14 protein-coding genes are annotated in these 17,834 nt (G+C 40.1%); 4 read left to right on the plus strand and 10 right to left on the minus strand.

Going from position 1 to position 17,834, the window contains the following annotated elements:
- Nucleotides 1-154 precede the first annotated feature (154 nt).
- Both ACLI08_RS09615 and ACLI08_RS09620 read right to left on the minus strand, forming a co-directional pair.
- The gene (locus ACLI08_RS09615; RefSeq protein ID WP_411428270.1) at nt 155-2,380 is read right to left on the minus strand and encodes an NADP-dependent isocitrate dehydrogenase; all 2,226 of its coding nucleotides are present in this window, start codon (nt 2,378-2,380) and stop codon (nt 155-157) included.
- A gap of 325 nt (nt 2,381-2,705) precedes the next feature.
- A complete protein-coding gene (locus ACLI08_RS09620) occupies nt 2,706-5,261 on the minus strand; it encodes an ATP-dependent Clp protease ATP-binding subunit (protein WP_411428271.1) in 2,556 nt (851 codons plus the stop codon).
- 259 nt (nt 5,262-5,520) lie between these two features.
- Here ACLI08_RS09620 and gyrA point away from each other — a divergent pair, with 259 nt between their 5' ends.
- Both gyrA and ACLI08_RS09630 read left to right on the plus strand, forming a co-directional pair.
- A complete protein-coding gene (gene gyrA / locus ACLI08_RS09625) occupies nt 5,521-8,094 on the plus strand; it encodes a DNA gyrase subunit A (protein WP_411428272.1) in 2,574 nt (857 codons plus the stop codon).
- Nucleotides 8,095-8,115: 21 nt separating this feature from the next.
- On the plus strand, nt 8,116-9,411 hold the full coding sequence (locus ACLI08_RS09630) for a hypothetical protein (RefSeq protein ID WP_411428273.1): 1,296 nt from the start codon (nt 8,116-8,118) through the stop codon (nt 9,409-9,411).
- Nucleotides 9,412-9,474: 63 nt separating this feature from the next.
- On the opposite strand, the gene ACLI08_RS09635 is transcribed toward ACLI08_RS09630, so the two are convergent.
- Together ACLI08_RS09635 and ACLI08_RS09640 are read right to left on the minus strand one after the other, a co-directional pair.
- The gene (locus ACLI08_RS09635) at nt 9,475-10,761 is read right to left on the minus strand and encodes a cryptochrome/photolyase family protein (protein WP_411428274.1); all 1,287 of its coding nucleotides are present in this window, start codon (nt 10,759-10,761) and stop codon (nt 9,475-9,477) included.
- A gap of 8 nt (nt 10,762-10,769) precedes the next feature.
- Nucleotides 10,770-11,231 (minus strand): SRPBCC family protein, encoded by a 462-nt coding sequence (locus ACLI08_RS09640; RefSeq protein WP_411428275.1) that lies wholly within the window; start codon nt 11,229-11,231, stop codon nt 10,770-10,772.
- 141 nt (nt 11,232-11,372) lie between these two features.
- Here ACLI08_RS09640 and ACLI08_RS09645 point away from each other — a divergent pair, with 141 nt between their 5' ends.
- Nucleotides 11,373-12,230: a DUF2911 domain-containing protein gene (locus tag ACLI08_RS09645; RefSeq protein WP_411428276.1), complete on the plus strand. Its 858-nt coding sequence runs from the start codon at nt 11,373-11,375 to the stop codon at nt 12,228-12,230.
- A gap of 68 nt (nt 12,231-12,298) precedes the next feature.
- Nucleotides 12,299-12,631: a tRNA-binding protein gene (locus ACLI08_RS09650; RefSeq protein ID WP_411428277.1), complete on the plus strand. Its 333-nt coding sequence runs from the start codon at nt 12,299-12,301 to the stop codon at nt 12,629-12,631.
- A 52-nt stretch (nt 12,632-12,683) separates the two neighbouring features.
- Here the strand turns inward: ACLI08_RS09650 and ACLI08_RS09655 are convergent, their stop codons facing one another.
- From ACLI08_RS09655 to ACLI08_RS09680, 6 genes are all read right to left on the minus strand, one after another.
- The gene (locus tag ACLI08_RS09655; protein WP_411428278.1) at nt 12,684-13,052 is read right to left on the minus strand and encodes a hypothetical protein; all 369 of its coding nucleotides are present in this window, start codon (nt 13,050-13,052) and stop codon (nt 12,684-12,686) included.
- Nucleotides 13,053-13,140: 88 nt separating this feature from the next.
- The gene (gene argH, locus ACLI08_RS09660; RefSeq protein ID WP_411428279.1) at nt 13,141-14,421 is read right to left on the minus strand and encodes an argininosuccinate lyase; all 1,281 of its coding nucleotides are present in this window, start codon (nt 14,419-14,421) and stop codon (nt 13,141-13,143) included.
- A gap of 55 nt (nt 14,422-14,476) precedes the next feature.
- Nucleotides 14,477-15,571: a M20 family metallo-hydrolase gene (locus ACLI08_RS09665; protein WP_411428280.1), complete on the minus strand. Its 1,095-nt coding sequence runs from the start codon at nt 15,569-15,571 to the stop codon at nt 14,477-14,479.
- Nucleotides 15,572-15,586: 15 nt separating this feature from the next.
- Complete coding sequence (argB, locus tag ACLI08_RS09670; RefSeq protein ID WP_411428281.1) at nt 15,587-16,372, minus strand: acetylglutamate kinase; 786 nt, start codon at nt 16,370-16,372, stop codon at nt 15,587-15,589.
- The gene (locus ACLI08_RS09675; protein WP_411428282.1) at nt 16,359-17,312 is read right to left on the minus strand and encodes an N-acetylornithine carbamoyltransferase; all 954 of its coding nucleotides are present in this window, start codon (nt 17,310-17,312) and stop codon (nt 16,359-16,361) included. Before ACLI08_RS09675 ends, argB begins: the two co-directional genes overlap by 14 nt.
- Before the next feature lie 3 nt (nt 17,313-17,315).
- Nucleotides 17,316-17,831, minus strand: coding sequence for a hypothetical protein (locus ACLI08_RS09680; RefSeq protein WP_411428283.1), 516 nt, complete (start codon nt 17,829-17,831; stop codon nt 17,316-17,318).
- Between the last annotated feature and the right edge of the window lie 3 nt (nt 17,832-17,834).

Here is a 17,834-nt window from a genome sequence, read left to right on the forward strand (position 1 = left end):
TTTAATATACTAGGAAGAACTGCTCAAAAGGCAGTTCTTTTTTTATGCAGTAATTTTTATTTTACATTGAATAGCAACTTATTTAATTACTAAACAAATTTAATAAAAAAGCCATCCCGTAAAGGATGGCCTATCAATATATTGCATTAAGTGATTAAGCAAGTTTAGCAAGTATAGCATTAAGCGTAGCGCTTGGTCTCATTGCTGCGTCGGTTTTAGCATAGTCCGGGTGGTAATAACCGCCTATTTCCTGTGCTTTACCTTGTGCGGCAATTAATTCAGCGTCAATTTTTGCTTCATTTTCCGTAAGCTCTGCGGCAATAGGTGTAAATATAGCTTTAAGCTCCGCATCTTTGTCTTGTGCTGCAAGTGCCTGCGCCCAGTAAAGTGCGAGATAGAAGTGAGAGCCACGGTTGTCTATCTGGCCTACACGGCGTGCAGGAGACTTATCGTTTTCAAGGAATTTTTCATTTGCAGCATCAAGCGCCTCACTAAGTACAAGTGATTTAGCATTGTCCTGAGTCTGGCCTAGGTGCTCAAGCGAAACACCAAGAGCAAGGAACTCACCTAGTGAATCCCAACGCAGGTAGCCTTCTTCTACAAATTGCTGCACGTGCTTAGGAGCAGATCCGCCTGCGCCCGTTTCAAATAAACCACCACCGTTCATTAGCGGAACAATAGAAAGCATTTTAGCTGATGTACCAAGTTCAAGGATAGGGAACAGGTCTGTAAGATAATCACGTAGCACGTTACCGGTTACAGAAATAGTGTCTTTACCATCTTTAATACGCTCCAGTGAGAATTTAGTAGCTGCTATAGGATCAAGAATTTGTATGTCAAGCCCTGTAAGGTCGTGGTCGTTAAGGTAAGTTTTAACTTTAGCTATAAGTTCACGATCGTGTGCACGGTTTTCATCTAACCAAAATACAGCTGGGGTATTGCTCAACCTTGCGCGGTTTACGGCAAGTTTTACCCAGTCCTGAATAGGAGCATCTTTGGTTTGGCACATCCTGAAAATATCGCCGGCCTCTACAGGCTGTTCCATATATACGGTACCGTTGTTATTATCTATTACTTTAATAACACCATTTGCAGTAGCCTGGAATGTTTTGTCATGAGATCCGTATTCTTCCGCTTTTTGCGCCATAAGCCCCACGTTTGGAACGCTACCCATAGTGGCAGGGTTAAACGCACCGTGTTGCTTACAAAAGTCTATTGTAGCTGTGTAAATGCCGCTGTAAGACCTGTCTGGTATAATAGCTTTAGTATCTTGTTGTTTACCTTCTACATTCCACATCTGTCCGCTTGTACGTATCATGGCAGGCATAGAAGCATCTACAATAACATCGCTTGGTACATGCAGGTTAGTAATACCCTGGTCTGAGTTTACGTAGGCAAGGGCAGGAGCAGTAGTATAAACAGCTTCAATAGCGGCTTTAACTTCCGCTTCTTGCGGAGTACCTGCAATTTTAGCATATACATCTCCAAGACCATTACGTGTATCTACACCAAGTTGCTTAAACAAATCAGCATATTTTTCAAAAACGTCTTTATAGAAAACTTCTACAATAGCGCCAAAAATGATAGGGTCTGAAACCTTCATCATGGTAGCTTTCAGGTGTACAGAAAACAGTACGTCTTTTGCTTTTGCATCTTCAATTTCTTTAGAAACAAACGCTTTAAGTTTGGCCAGGTTCATTACAGAACTGTCTATAATCTCGCCAGCTTTAAGTGGGGTAGAAGCTTTTAATACATTAACGCTACCATCGGCACTTGTAAACTCTATTTTAACATCAGTTGCTGCACTTACAGTAACAGATTTTTCACTGCCGTAAAAGTCTCCGTCCTGCATACTTGCAACATGCGTTTTGCTATCTGAAGTCCATGGACCCATAGAGTGCGGATGCGCTTTAGCGTAATTTTTCACCGCTTTTGGAGCACGGCGGTCTGAATTTCCTTCGCGTAAAACCGGGTTAACTGCAGATCCTAATACTTTTGCATATTTCGCTTTAACAGCCTTTTCTTCATCGGTTTGTGCATCTTCAGGATAGTTTGGCACATTAAAGCCCTGTTCCTGAAGTTCTTTTATTGCTGCTTTAAGTTGTGGTACAGATGCAGATATGTTTGGAAGCTTTATAATATTAGCTTCCGGTGTATTAGCAAGATCGCCCAGTTCTGTAAGCGCGTCGCCTATTTTTTGAGCGTCGGTTAAATTTTCAGGAAAGTTGGCCAGGATTCTTCCTGCCAGCGAAATATCCCTGGTTTCTACATTTATTCCTGCAGTTGAGGCAAATGCCTGCACGATAGGCAAAAATGAGTGTGTAGCCAGCATTGGGGCTTCATCCGTTATCGTGTAGTAAATTTTTGATTTATCGGACATCTTCTGAATGTTTAAAACTTCATTGGGAAAATGAACCAATGAAGCTGATTGTTAATACGTTATTTAATGTTTGTTTGTGCTTAAAAAGTTGCCTTTGTTTAATTGTGTTTAAACAACAGATAAAGGCTCGCAAATATAGCGAAATGTACCGAAAAATCAGGGGTATATTTTCGTAAAAAATCGATGTAGTTTTTGTAGTATCAACAATTTAAATCAGAATTTTTTTCGTTATTAAATTTGATAATGATGGCTGTTCGTACTTAGGTATAAATAAAAATCCCTGCCATTAACAATGACAGGGATATATTATTATGACAGATGTAGTTTAGCTGGCAGGATTTTCTGCTTTGCGTATCGTAACTACTAACTCTGAAGCACCATCTTCAAGATCCATAAAAATCTCATCTCCGGCAGAAATCTTAGAAGTAATAATTTCTTCTGCTAAAACGTCTTCAACATATTTCTGTATGGCACGTTTCAGTGGCCTCGCACCATATTGCTTGTCAAAACCTTTGTCTGCAATAAAATCTTTAGCTTTTTCGCTAAGTTGAATATTATAACCAAGGTCTTTTACTCTCGAATAAAGTTTCTCAAGTTCTATAGTAATGATTTTATCGATATGCTCTTTTTCAAGAGGGTTAAATACAATAATATCATCTATCCTGTTAATGAACTCAGGAGCAAATGTCTTTTTAAGCGCAGCTTCAATTACGCCTTTGCTGTGTTCGTCTGCTTGCATAACTTTTGCCGAGGTACCAAAACCAACACCCTGACCGAAATCTTTAAGCTGACGCGCACCTACGTTAGATGTCATGATGATAATGGTGTTTTTAAAATCAATCTTGCGTCCCAAGCTATCTGTAAGGAAACCATCGTCCAGCACCTGAAGCATCATGTTAAATACATCCGGGTGGGCTTTCTCAATCTCATCTAATAACACAACCGCATACGGCTTACGTCGTACCTTTTCGGTAAGCTGTCCGCCTTCTTCGTAACCTACGTACCCCGGAGGTGCTCCTACAAGGCGAGATATAGCGAATTTTTCCATATACTCGCTCATATCGATTCGTATAAGGGCGTCTTCGCTATCAAAAAGCTCCTTAGCAATAACTTTAGCCAGCTGCGTTTTACCAACACCGGTTTGACCCAGGAAAATAAACGAGCCTATAGGCTTGTTCGGATCTTTAAGGCCTGCACGGTTACGCTGGATAGATTTAGCAATTTTTTGAACCGCTTCATCTTGCCCAATTACCTTACCTTTAATCAGTTCCGGTAGTTTAGCTAACTTGTTGCTTTCAGTTTGCGCAATACGATTTACAGGTATGCCTGTCATCATACTAACAACGTCAGCCACATTATCTTCAGTAACAGTTACACGATTGTTTTTAGAATCTTCTTCCCACTGCTCCTGGGCTATGGCAAGTTCTTTTTCAATTCGTTTTTCGTCGTCACGAAGCTTGGCAGCCTCCTCGTATTTCTGTTTTTTAACAACGCTGTTTTTAAGTTCACGCACTTCTTCAAGCTGACGTTCTAAATCAAGTATTTGTTTAGGAACATCAATATTTGTAATGTGAACGCGGCTTCCTGCTTCGTCCAAAGCGTCAATAGCCTTGTCCGGTAAAAAGCGCTCGCTCATATACCTGTCTGTTAACTTAACACAAGCCTCAATAGCTTCAGGTGTATAGATAACGTTGTGGTGATCTTCGTATTTATTTTTAATGTTGTTCAGTATGGTAATAGTTTCAGGGACACTGGTAGGCTCTACCATAACTTTTTGGAAACGTCTTTCAAGAGCACCATCTTTTTCTATGTATTGCCTGTACTCGTCCAGCGTTGTAGCACCAATACATTGAATTTCGCCACGGGCAAGAGCCGGCTTAAACATATTGCTGGCATCAAGCGAGCCTGTAGCACCACCTGCGCCCACTATAGTGTGGATTTCGTCAATGAAAAGAATAATATCGTCGTTCTTTTCCAGCTCGTTCATTACAGCTTTCATGCGCTCTTCAAACTGGCCGCGGTATTTAGTGCCTGCAACTAAGCTGGCAAGGTCAAGGGTAACCACACGTTTGTTGAATAGAATACGCGATACTTTTTTCTGAATAATGCGCAATGCAAGGCCTTCGGCAATAGCAGATTTACCCACACCCGGTTCTCCTATAAGAAGTGGATTATTCTTTTTACGACGGCTAAGGATTTGGCTTACGCGCTCAATTTCCTTTTCGCGGCCTACTACAGGGTCTAGTTTGCCTTCTTCGGCAAGTTCTGTAAGATCGCGCCCGAAGTTATCCAGTACAGGTGTTTTCGACTTTTTGTTTGCCTTATTTGTTCCGGCAGATGGGTTACTGAAGCCACCGTCGCCACGAAGGCTGTCATCTTGTCCGGAATCGTCGTTGTAGGATTCTGCCTTTGGCAGGTTTTCCATAAAGTCTTCTTCGTTTGTTGTCATGCTAATGAACTTTTCTTTAACGGTTTCGTAATCAATTTTAAGCTTGTTCAAGAGCTTTGTTGTAGGGTCATTCTCATTGCGCAGTATGCATAAAAGCAGGTGCGCTGTACTTATACTACTGCTTTGAAATACCTTGGCTTCCAGAAATGTAGTACGTAGCGCCCTTTCTGCCTGGCGGGTAAGATGCAGGTTCTTCTTTTCGTTATTTCGCTCGGCAGTGGGATTAGCCGGACTAAGTATTTCTACTTTTTTTCGAAGATGTTCTAGATCTACCGATATGCTGTTGAGAATGGTTATGGCTTTGCCCTGGCCATCTCTGAGAATGCCTAACATCAGGTGCTCTGTGCCAATGAAGTCGTGCCCCAGCCGAAGTGCTTCCTCCTTGCTGTAGGTTATTACATCTTTGACTCTTGGCGAAAAATTATCATCCATAAAATTGCCCTTTCTATACTGAAGTAAATTTAAGTAATTAGTGAGGAATTTGCAAAAACTGTACCTTTAAATCAGGTGTCAGCTAATAGACGAAAAAAAATCGAGAAATAAAAGTTTTTTGTCAGTATTTGGTAAAGCTTTAAGATTCAGGAATGTTGAAAAAACGGGTAAAAATGTTGCTTTAAAATGCTGAATTCTTTTTTTTATTCTGTATATTGGCGCGTTTTGTAATAACTATAAATTTTAATTATAATTACTTATGGCTGAAGGAGAAAAGTTAATTCCCATTAATATAGAAGACCAAATGAAGTCGGCCTACATCGATTATTCGATGTCGGTAATCGTTTCCAGGGCGCTTCCGGATGTAAGGGATGGCTTGAAACCCGTGCACAGAAGGGTATTGTACGGAATGTATGAACTTGGGGTACTTAGTAACAGGGCACATAAAAAATCAGCCAGGATTGTAGGAGAGGTACTGGGTAAATATCACCCGCACGGCGATTCATCTGTATACGACACTATGGTGCGTATGGCCCAGGACTGGAGCCTTCGTTACCTTATGGTAGACGGCCAGGGTAACTTTGGGTCTATAGATGGCGACAGCCCTGCAGCAATGCGTTATACAGAGGCAAGGCTTAAAAAGCTTTCTGAAGATATTATGAGTGACCTTGATAAGGAAACGGTAGATTTTCAGCTAAACTTTGATGATACGCTGCAAGAGCCTACAGTAATGCCTACACGTATACCAAACTTATTAGTAAATGGTGCCAGTGGAATCGCTGTAGGTATGGCTACTAATATGGCGCCACATAACCTTAGTGAGGTTATAGATGGTATACTTGCTTATATAGATAACACAGATATTGAGATAGACGAACTGATGCACCATATAAAAGCCCCTGATTTTCCTACGGGTGGTGTGATTTATGGTTATGAGGGAGTTCGTGAGGCATTTAAAACAGGTAGGGGCAGGGTAGTACTGCGTGGTAAAGCTTCTTTTGAAGAGCTTGAAGGACGTGAGGCTATTATTGTTACCGAGATACCATATCAGGTTAACAAAGCAGAAATGGTTAAGAAAACCGCTGACCTTGTTAATGAGAAAAAGATTGAGGGTATTGCCAACATAAGGGATGAAAGTGACCGTAACGGTATGCGTATTGTTTACATCCTTAAAAAGGATGCTGTGCCAAACGTGGTGCTTAATACGCTGTATAAATTTACACCGCTACAGTCATCATTCAGTGTAAATAATATTGCGCTTGTTAACGGGCGTCCGCAGTTGCTGAATCTTAAAGACATGATTCACCATTTTGTGGAGCACAGGCATGATGTTGTGGTACGCCGTACACAGTATGAATTAAGGAAGGCCGAAGAACGCGCGCACATATTAGAAGGACTTATAATAGCTTCAGACAATATTGACGAGGTTATTGCTATTATACGTAGCTCTAAAGATGGTGAGGAAGCACGCGGCCGCCTTATGGAGCGTTTTAGCCTGAGCGAAATACAGGCACGCGCCATTGTAGAAATGAGGCTGCGCCAGCTTACGGGTCTTGAGCAGGATAAACTCCGTGCAGAGTACGCCGATATTATGAAACTCATTGCCGAGTTAAAAGCGCTCCTTGCCAGCAAAGAGCTAAGGATGGAACTCATTAAAGAAGAACTTCTTGAAGTTAAAGATAAATATGGAGACGACCGCCGTAGCCAGATAGAGTATAGCGGTGGCGACGTAAGTATTGAAGACCTTATTGCCGATGAAAATGTGGTTATTACCATTTCTCACGCCGGTTATATCAAGCGTACTCCATTAAGCGAATATAAAACGCAGAACAGGGGCGGTGTAGGTCAAAAAGGTGTGGCTACACGTGACCAGGACTTCCTGGAGCACTTGTTTGTAGCTACAAATCACCAGTATATGTTATTCTTTACGCAAAAAGGTAAATGTTTCTGGATGCGTGTTTACGAAATTCCGGAAGGAAGTAAAACAAGTAAAGGACGCGCTATACAAAACCTTATAAACATAGAGAATGATGATAAGGTAAAAGCATTTATTTGTACCCAGGATCTTAAAAATGAGGAGTATGTAAACAGCCATTATGTAATTATGGCTACCAAAAAGGGTATTGTAAAGAAAACCCTGCTTGAGCAGTACTCTCGCCCAAGGCTTAACGGTATTGCTGCTATTACCATCCGTGAAGATGATGAGCTGTTAGAGGCTAAATTAACCACCGGTGAAAGCCAGGTACTTATAGCCGTTAAGAGCGGTAAACTGGTACGTTTTGAAGAGGGTAAAACAAGACCGATGGGCCGTAGTGCCAGCGGTGTGCGCGGTATTACCCTTGCTGATGATAACGACGAGGTAATAGGCATGGTTTCTGTAAACGATATGAATAGCGAAATTCTGGTAGTATCTGAAAAAGGTTATGGTAAACGAAGCAGCCTTGAGGATTACCGTATTACCAACCGAGGTGGTAAAGGAGTTAAAACACTTAATATTACAGATAAAACAGGTCAGCTTGTTTCTATAAATAACGTTACCGATGCCGATGATCTAATGATCATCAATAAATCAGGGCTTACTATACGTATGATGGTAAGTGACCTTAGGGTTATGGGCCGTGCTACACAGGGTGTACGCCTTATAAATATTAAGGGTAATGATTCTATTGCTGCTGTGGCAAAAGTATTGCGTGAAGAAGACGCGGTAGACGAAGCGGCACTTGAAGCACTTGAGGGCATGGATGAAAATGGTGTTGCCGGTATTATAGCGCCTGAAGGTGTTGACCCAGACGACTTAACCATTGATCCTGAAGATTTCACAACAGAAGAATAAACAACAATAACACAGTTATATATGAAAATGCAATACGCGGTAGCGGCTTCGCTACTACTTTCGTTAAGTGCTTTTGCCCAGAAAGAGGAGCTTAAGGCATTAAAAAAACTTGATGATCAAAAAACGCCTATTACTGACGCCCAAATACAGGAATATAATACGCTGTTTTCTGCTTTTGAATCGAAAATGGGAGCTGCCACTGAGGAGCAAAAGAGAGATTTTTATTACTACAGAGGTACCTATTATCTTGTTGTAGATATTGAAAAAAATCCGGCTAATGTTGTCAATGCTGTTAATAAAGGCATGGAAGATATCAATAAGCTTCTTGAAATAGAAAAAAACGGTAAGAAGAAATATACTGAAGAAATTCAGACGCAGTTGTTGCCACAGATGAAAATGGGACTTTTACAATTGGTGCAGCCTTTGCAGCAGCAACAAAAGTTTAAAGAGGCCGCTACAGTATATGCCCTTATTTACAAGATAGATCCAAAAGATCCGTTTAACTTATACAATGCTGCCGCAATGGCTATTAACGCCAAAGACTATGATAAGGCTTTGGAGTATTATCTTGAACTGGACAAGCTTGGTTTTACAGGAGAGCAAACCTACTACATTGCCAAGAACAAAGCTAACGGACAAGAAGAGTCTTTTAAAGACCGTGCATCTATGGATGCTATGGTGAAGACTGGTGTTTATGAAGACCCGAAAGAGGAGAAACAGCCGTCGGTACGTCCTGAAATTGTTAAGAATATAGCGCTTATATATAACATGAAAGGTGAAACTGAAAAAGCAAAATCATTTTTTGCAAACGCGCGTAAAGAAAACCCTTCTGACGTGAGTCTTATTGTGGAAGAGGCAAATATGTACTACAAGCAGGGAGACATGGCAACGTATAAGAAGCTTATTAGCGAAGCTGTAGCCAAAAGCCCTAATGATCATGTGTTGTTTTACAACCTTGGCGTTGTAAATATGGAATCTCAACCCGCTGAAGCTGAGAAGTATTTCTTAAAAACTTTAGAATTGAAGCCTGATTACTATGAGGCTTTGGTAAACTTAGGTACACTACAACTGGCTTCTGATAAAAAAATTGTAGACGAAATGAACAAACTTGGTACCTCGGCAAAAGATAATGCCCGTTACGAAGTACTTAAGAAACAACGTGAGGCAGTGTTTAACAAAGCACTCCCTTACCTTGAAAAGGCTTATAAGATAAAACCAAGTGATGAAAACGTAGTTTCGGTACTTGGTGGTATTTATCAGGCACTAAACCGTATGGATGACTACAAAGCGCTTAAAGCAAAAGCTAAGAAAAATTAGTGTCTATCTATATTTATAAATGACAAGGGTGGGTATATTTTTTATAACCCACCCCTTTTTATTTTAGCTACTTAGGCCTTCTTTATAAACAGCAAGTGCCCTTTCACGCGCTTCCTTATGTTCCACCATAGGCTTATATGCCAAAGTTTCCAGCTCAGGAACCCATTTTCGTATGTATTTCAGGTCTTTATCAAATTTTTTTACCTGCTCAGTAGGGTTAAAAACCCTGAAATAAGGAGCGGCATCTACACCAGATCCAGCTGCCCATTGCCAGTTTCCTACATTACTGGACATTTCATAATCCATCAGTTTCTTTGCAAAATATGCTTCGCCCCAGCGCCAGTCAATTAATAAATGTTTACACAAAAAACTTGCTACTACCATACGTACACGGTTGTGCATGTGCCCGGTTGTATTAAGTTCGCGCATACCAGCATCTACAATAGGATAACCGGTTTTTCCCTTACACCATTTTTCAAATTCTGCTTCGTTGTAGCGCCACTTAATTTTATCGTATTCCGGTTTAAAAGCTTTATTAACCGTATGCGGAAAATGCCACAGTATCTGCATGAAAAATTCACGCCAAATAAGTTCTTTTAAAAAGGTAATGTTTTCGCTCTTTTGGGCGGTATGTACCATTTTCCTTATACTTACGGCTCCGAAGCGTAAGTAAGGGCTGAGCATTGAAGTCCCTTTTATAGCAGGATAATTACGGGTGTCTTCATATTTATCTATTTTAGATCGCGCAATGTCATAAGGTTCGGGTGTAATAGAAGATGCTGTAAATCCTATGTCCTTTAAATCTAAAAAAGGATAATCATGTTTTTCAATTTTGTCTGCTTTAAGCTCAATTTTATATTCCGGCAACCCTGTCTTTTGGAGTTTCTCTATCCATTTTCGGCTGTATGGTGTATATACCACATAGGGGTCGCTGTTATCTTTAACTACCTCATTTGTTTCAAATATAACCTGGTCTTTAAATGTTTTAAAACCAACTCCCTTACTGTATAAAAAATCCTTAATTTCCTTATCACGTCTTATAGCGTAAGGCTCATAGTCATGGTTAGTGTATACGGCTTCAATATTATGATTAGATACTAATTTTGCAAATACCTTTTCGGGTGTATCAAAGAACACAGCTAGCGATCGTTGATGCTTATGAAGTGTTTTATTAATATCGTTTAATAGTTTAGCTATAAAAGTAACACGGCTATCATCTTTATCAAGCTGTTCTAAAATGTTCTTGTCAAATATAAAAATCGGCAATACCGTACCTGGTGCTTTTAATGCTTCGTGAAGCGCATGGTTATCATAGGTTCGCAAATCCCGTCTGTACCAAAATATATTCATAAAACCTATTATTTAAATTCGCCGAATAGTTCTATTAGCTTTTTGTATCTGTAATTGAATATTTCTTCCAGTTTTGGTTTTACCAAAATTGGATGTAAAAGACGTCCAAATATTCCACCGGGTATCTTATAGTGTATAAGGTCTTCCATTTCAGTGCCGCCGGGTATCTCTTTTAGAAAATGTTTATGGTGCCAAAATGAGTAGGGACCAAACCTTTGTTCATCTACAAAAAACTCCTTATCACGTACATGAGTAATCTCTGTAACCCAGCGCAATTTTATACCTAAAAGCGGCGTTACTGTATACGTGATTACTTGTCCTGCAAACATTTTCCTGTCATCTCCTCCAGTGGTTACAAAACCCATTGACTCAGGAGTTATTACGGCAAGGTTCTTGGGGTTGCTCATAAATTCCCATGCCTGATCCAGCGGAATTGGAAGTTTTTGAAATTTATGTAAAGTATAGATCATTTTGTAAGAATTATTTCTGTGAAATTAATCATTAATAGCCCTTGACAATTGATAAAAAGTACTTTTTTCATATTTTTTAACAAGTGTAAACTATAGATTAATTAATTTAGCAAAGTCAATTCAAACAAATAAATTCACAACATGAAAAAGATATTTATGGCTGCAGGCCTTGCATTAGTGCTTAGTTTGTCTGCCAGTGCTCAAATTCAAACTCCGCAAGCCAGTCCGAAGGCTACGATAGACCAAGTGGTGGGTCTTACAAATGTTAAAATTGAATATTCAAGGCCAAGTGCACGTGGAAGAGCGGTTTACGGAGAATTAGTTCCATTTGGACGTCTTTGGAGGACAGGTGCCAATGCTAATACCATTGTTACTTTTGGGGATGATGTAATTATCGCAGGCAAAACGCTGAAAGCTGGTAAATACGCATTGTACACACAACCAAAGGCAGACAGTTGGGATATAATATTTTATACAGATACAAACAACTGGGGTTTACCTGAAAAATGGGATGAAACAAAAGAGGCTGTACGCGCCACGGTAAAACCTGAATTTTTAAATCGTCCAGTAGAAACATTAAATATCGCTGTTAACAGTCTTGACAGCGACTATGCGTTTTTGGAAATTTCTTGGGAAAAAACACTTGTAGCACTAAAATTTGAGGTTCCTACACGATCTACTGCATTAAAAAGTATTGAAGAAGCAATGAGCGGGCCTACAGCAGGTTCTTATTTTGCAGCAGCACAGTATTATTATCAGAGCAATGCTGATTTAGGGAAAGCACTCAACTGGATTAACGCTGCTGTAGATAAAACACCTAAAGGTCAGGATGCTCCGTTTTATATGTTAAGGCAAAAGTCGCTTATACAGGCGAAGATGGGAGACAAAGCAGGTGCTATTGAAACTGCCAAATTATCTTTAGCCGGGGCAGAAAAAGCCGGTAATAACGATTACGTTAAAATGAACAAAGACTCTATTAACGAGTGGAGTAAGAAATAAATTTGTACAAAATACATGATAGGCGCCTTACCAAGGCGCTTTTTTTTAATCTAAAAAATATACATGAAATGCTGACTTGGGAAGAATTTGAAAAAACTGAAATGCGCGTGGGAACCATAGTATCAGCAAACGACTTTCCTGAAGCAAGGAAGCCTGCTTATCAACTGACCATAGATTTTGGTACAGAAATAGGAATCCGGAAAACGTCTGCGCAGATAACCAAACGATACAGTAAAGAAGCGCTTATAAACAGGCAGGTTATAGCTGTAGTAAACTTTCCTAAAAAGCAAATTGCTAATTTTATGAGCGAGTGTCTGGTACTGGGTGCGGTGGGAGAGGCAGGAGACGTGGTTCTACTTTCTACTGACGTAAAAGTAGAGAACGGCCTTCGTATAGGATAAAACAAAAATGCTCTGCAATTGCAGAGCATTTTTGTTATTTAGATACCTCTTACTAAAATGCAAGAAGCGCTTTATTATATTCGCGAAGGTCTGAAAGATTATTCTTGTGAGACAGGTCGCTAAAAAGAGAAACCAGGTACTCTAAACTCTCCATATTATTTTCAGTACCGGCAGCATTTTCTGAAATTGCTTCCTCTTCATCAAACGGCTCATCATCCGGTATAGGGATAAGGAATGCACCATTAGCTTCAATATGCTCGTAAGTTAAACGCAGCGCCTTGGTAAGTACCGGGTTGTTTTCTTCTAACGAGTATTCACGTAGCTTTTTAAGGTCGGCTACAATTTTTTCGGCATCAAAGCCATGTTTAAAAAGGTCAACCTGAATTTTGTTAATCAGTTTCTGTGCACTCGGATGTTCCACGATAATGTAGTTTAATTAAATTATTTTCGGAATTGCAAAAATAACATTTTATCCTTTATTGCAACACCATTTTTAAAATTTTAGCAGCTTAAAAAGCCTTATTCATTTTGTCTATAATTTCGTCCAGGCAAAGGTTGTTAATGCTACCCTCGTGGGTATGGTTAGTAGCCTTAGGCGATACAAAGGTACCATCTTCTACCTGAGTACCCACAATTTTATAGGCATCACGAAACGGCACGCCCTGTGCAACCAATTCATTTAGGGCATCAACAGTAAATAAGTAATCGTACTTCTTATCGTCGAGAATATTGGTATTTACCGTGATTTCTTTAACGGCGTGGATTGCCATCTCCAAGCATGACTTAAGGGTTTGAATTGCCGGGAATAAACCTTCTTTGAGTAACTGAAAATCTCTATGATAGCCGCTTGGTAAATTATTAGTAATCAGGGTAATTTCGTACGGTAGTGCTTGTATTTTATTGCATTTACCACGAATCAACTCGAAAATATCAGGGTTCTTTTTGTGAGGCATAATACTGCTGCCCGTGGTAAGATGTGTCGGCAGGCTGATAAAGTTGAAATTCTGGCTCAGGTATAATGTAATATCCATAGCCAGTTTAGAAAGCGTACCTGCAACCGATGCTAATGCAAAAGCAGTGGTTTTCTCTGCCTTGCCACGGCTCATTTGTGCAGCTACCGAATTATACTTCAATGTGGCAAATCCCATTTCTTGTGTAGTAAATGTACGGTCTATAGGGAAGGAACTGCCATAACCTGCGGCAGAACCCAGTGGATTTTGGTCGACTACAGTTAGGGCTGCATTAAGCAGGGTAACGTCGTCAATCAGGGTTTCGGCGTAGGCAGAAAACCACATTCCGAACGATGATGGCATAGCCACTTGAAAGTGGGTGTAACCTGGTAATAATATGTTTTGGTAGGCTTTGCTCTGTGCAATAAGCAAGTCGAAAAGCTCTTTTACCTGTCCTTTTATATTTTGAAGTTCTGCTTTAAGATAAAGATGTATGTCTGTAATAACCTGATCATTACGGGAGCGTGCTGTGTGTATTTTCTTTCCTGTATCTCCTGACTTTTCGATAAGAAGGTACTCTACTTTGCTGTGTATGTCTTCAAATGAATCTTCAATTGTAAAATTGCCTTTCTGTATCTCAATCATGATTTCATCAAGGGCTTGTAAAAGTTCGTTTGCTTCACCTTCTGTAATCAGGCCTACCTTCGCCAGCATTTTTGCCTGTGCTATATTGCCAATAACATCATAGGGCGCCAATACCAAATCAAGTTCACGATCGTTGCCTACGGTGAATATATCGGTTTTTTTATCGGTAGGTATACCTTTATCCCAAAGTTTCATTTCTATAAGTTTATTTCAGGTTTCAAGTTTCAAATTTTCACAGAAACGGATAATATTAATGTTTAAGGAAAGATGTCAATATTTTGATATACAAATCAATACCTTCTTCTATTTCATGTACAAAAATAAACTCGTCGGCGCTGTGCGAACGCGGTGAATATCCGGGTCCAAGTTTAAGCGACTGACAACTTAATACCGACTGGTCACTAAGCGTTGGCGATCCATATGTAATTCTGCCTAGCGCTACACCGGCTTGTACTAATGCATGGTCTTTAGCAATGCTTGATGAGTTAAGATGTAGCGAACGTGGGTTGACTTTTACCTTATCGCCAAATTTAGCTGACAATTCTGTACGGATTATTTCCAGGACTTCAACATTGGTATAACAATCGTTTACGCGAACGTCTACCACTAGGCTACATTCTGCAGGTATTACATTATGCTGTTTGCCTGCAGCTATACCGGTAACCGTCATTTTCATAGGCCCCAGCACTTCGCTTACCTTTTCAAAACGATAGTCACGGAACCATTCTATCACAGGAATAGCGTTATAAATAGAAACATCGTCGTTAGGGTGTGCGGCGTGCCCAGGGGTACCGGAAACAACTACATCTAACACTAATAGCCCTTTTTCTGCAATGGCAAGTTGCATCTCGGTAGGCTCGCCTACAATGGCCAACTCAAGATTCGGTAAATGCTTTATAACGCTGTTTAAGCCTTTAGGTCCACTGCTTTCTTCTTCAGCAGAAGCTACAACAACCAGGTTATAGGGTAGGTTTTCTGCTTCGTAAAAAAAGGTGAAGGCTGCAATTAATGATACCAAACACCCACCGGCATCGTTACTACCCAGACCGAATAACTTTCCGTCTTCAACACTGGGTTCAAACGGATTTCGGGTATAACCTTGATTAGGTTTTACTGTATCGTGGTGTGAGTTAAGAAGTAATAGTGGCTTTCCGTCAGTAAAATTCTTATTAAACGCCCAAATATTGTTGTTTTCCCGAAGGAAGGGTATGTTGTGTTTTTTAAACCAAGCCTCTATAAGCAACGCAGTGCCTTCTTCTTCAGATGAAAAAGATTGGGTACTTATAAGTTGCTTTAGTAAAGCAATAGCTTCTTGTGTTAGTGTTAGTATGGTTGTTTCACTCATGAAATCGTGTTTTCGTTACACAGTAACCAGCGTATAAACGCTTTCTCCTTTCAGCATTTCAGGGCTGCCTATACCTATTTGTGTAACGCCTTGGTTAATAGCGTTAAAACAATTTTCTAGTTTTGGTAGCATACCAGAATGTATAATGCCTTGTTCGCGTAGTGTTTTGTAGGCGTCAAAAGTAAGGCTTTTTATAACGGATTCCTCATTTTCACTATCCATAAGCACACCTTTTTTCTCAAAACAATACATTAACCTGACGTCAAAATATTTAGAGCAAGCCACTGCAACAGTACTTGCAATGGTATCGGCATTGGTGTTTAGCAATTGACCTTTGCCGTCGTGCGTAATGGCACAAAATGCAGGAACAACATTTTGTTCTACTAATACTTTTAGCAAATCAGCATTAACGGCAAGTACATCGCCCACAAAGCCAAAATACACTGCCGCATTTTTACGCTTTTCAGATAGTATAAGATTACCATCTGCTCCGGTAAAGCCCATAGCGTTGTTGTTTAACGCTTGTAGTTGTGCGGTAATATCTTTATTTATGAGTCCGGCATAGGTCATTACGGCAACGTCTAACATGGGTTTGTCGGTAATACGCCTGCCTTCGTGGAATACCGCAGTTATACCAAGTCCTTCAGCGGTTTTGGTTGCAATTTTACCGCCACCATGCACCAATATTTTATAGCCTTTAAGCGCTGCAAAATCGGCAAGGAACGCCTTAAGCGCAATAGGATTGTCTATTACGTTACCGCCAATTTTTACAATGGTAAGTTTTGGTTTACTTTCCGTCATCTTCAAGGATTTTGGTTATAATAGCCTGTGCTGCCCATGTACGATTGTTTGCCTGTTGAATTACAATTGAACTATCGCTATCCAGCACAGCATCATTTACAATCATGTTACGGCGTACCGGCAGGCAGTGCATAAACTTACCGTTATCGGTAAGTGCCATTTTTTCGGGAGTGATGGTCCACGAAGAGTCTTTGCTGGTTATTTTACCATAGTCTATATAACTGCTCCAGTTTTTGGCATAGATAAAGTCGGCATCCTTAAATGCTTCATCCTGGTTGTGGGTAATGGTTACTCCCTCAGTAAACTCAGGGTTTAGTTCATAACCTTCAGGATGGGTAATTATAAAATCCACATCGGCTTTCTTCATTATTTTGACGAATGAATTCGGTACCGCATGCGGAAGTGCCTTAGGGTGTGGTGCCCAGGTAAGTACCACCTTAGGGCGGGGCTTTGCTTTGAATTCTTCAATGGTAAGCGCATCGGCAACTGCCTGAAGTGGGTGCTCTGTAGACCCCTCAAGGCTGATAACAGGTACTGAAGCGTATTTTTTAAACGCACTTATTACATACTCTTCTTCATCTTTTTCCTTATCCGTAAGGGTAGGGAAGCTCCTGATAGCTATGATGTCGCAATATTGAGAAACCACCTGTGCAGCTTCTTTAATATGCTCGCTGGCTGTGCCATCCATTACTACGCCGTCTTCAAACTCCAGCGTCCAGCCTTCGGTATTAAGGTTCATAACGATAGGGTGCATGCCCAGATTCAGCGCGGCTTTTTGCGTACTGAGCCTTGTCCTTAAACTTGGATTGAAGAACAGTAACCCCAAGGTTTTGTTTTTACCCAGTTCCTGGTTGGCAAAGGGAGCCGCCTTTACGGCTTTTGCCAAAGCTACAAGCCCTGCAAGGTCTTGTATATCATCTACCGAAGTGAAGTTTTTCATTTTTTAATTATAAAGATTTTCTGAAGCCAGTTTCAATGATATTAAATAGTCATTATCAAACTCAACCTGTCTGATTTTATCAAGTTTGAATACTCTGTTTTCTCCCCATTTTCCTTTTAAGTCAATCCATTGCAAAGTTATCTGCGACTCGTCGATAGCGATAAGTTTGCCCGGGTATATTGCACTGTTAGATTTTTTTGAAAACGAGAACAAGCCATATTCATTATTTAAAAACTCAAACATTGCTTTAGTATTTTCTAAAGGTATTTTTTTATTGATAGACGGTAAAACACCTTTAAGTCTTATTACCTGTTCAATAAATATTTCGTTTTCGTCCCGGTAAACGCCTTCAATATTTTTGTTTGCAACAATAACATAACCGTCAACAATAAAGTCCGAAGGATTGTTTTGCAGTAAAATCCAATCTTCAGAATAATCAAGAAGAAAACCTGAAACTGGTTCTTTCTTATCTGTAAACTCAATAGTGATGAGCGAGTTATGGTACTGACCTAATTTCATAGT

It is taken from the genome of Flavobacterium sp. RNTU_13 (assembly GCF_046614455.1).
Taxonomy (GTDB): Bacteria; Bacteroidota; Bacteroidia; order Flavobacteriales; family Flavobacteriaceae; genus Flavobacterium.

Coding starts and splice junctions, on each gene's coding strand:
- ACLI08_RS09645 (WP_411428276.1), top strand. CDS start 11,373: ATGAAAAAGATATTTATGGCTGCAGGCCTTGCATTAGTGCTTAGTTTG.
- ACLI08_RS09615 (WP_411428270.1), bottom strand. CDS start 2,380: ATGTCCGATAAATCAAAAATTTACTACACGATAACGGATGAAGCCCCA.
- ACLI08_RS09680 (WP_411428283.1), bottom strand. CDS start 17,831: ATGAAATTAGGTCAGTACCATAACTCGCTCATCACTATTGAGTTTACA.
- ACLI08_RS09620 (WP_411428271.1), bottom strand. CDS start 5,261: ATGGATGATAATTTTTCGCCAAGAGTCAAAGATGTAATAACCTACAGC.
- ACLI08_RS09665 (WP_411428280.1), bottom strand. CDS start 15,571: ATGAGTGAAACAACCATACTAACACTAACACAAGAAGCTATTGCTTTA.
- ACLI08_RS09630 (WP_411428273.1), top strand. CDS start 8,116: ATGAAAATGCAATACGCGGTAGCGGCTTCGCTACTACTTTCGTTAAGT.
- ACLI08_RS09635 (WP_411428274.1), bottom strand. CDS start 10,761: ATGAATATATTTTGGTACAGACGGGATTTGCGAACCTATGATAACCAT.
- ACLI08_RS09640 (WP_411428275.1), bottom strand. CDS start 11,231: ATGATCTATACTTTACATAAATTTCAAAAACTTCCAATTCCGCTGGAT.
- argB (WP_411428281.1), bottom strand. CDS start 16,372: ATGACGGAAAGTAAACCAAAACTTACCATTGTAAAAATTGGCGGTAAC.
- ACLI08_RS09650 (WP_411428277.1), top strand. CDS start 12,299: ATGCTGACTTGGGAAGAATTTGAAAAAACTGAAATGCGCGTGGGAACC.
- ACLI08_RS09675 (WP_411428282.1), bottom strand. CDS start 17,312: ATGAAAAACTTCACTTCGGTAGATGATATACAAGACCTTGCAGGGCTT.
- gyrA (WP_411428272.1), top strand. CDS start 5,521: ATGGCTGAAGGAGAAAAGTTAATTCCCATTAATATAGAAGACCAAATG.
- argH (WP_411428279.1), bottom strand. CDS start 14,421: ATGAAACTTTGGGATAAAGGTATACCTACCGATAAAAAAACCGATATA.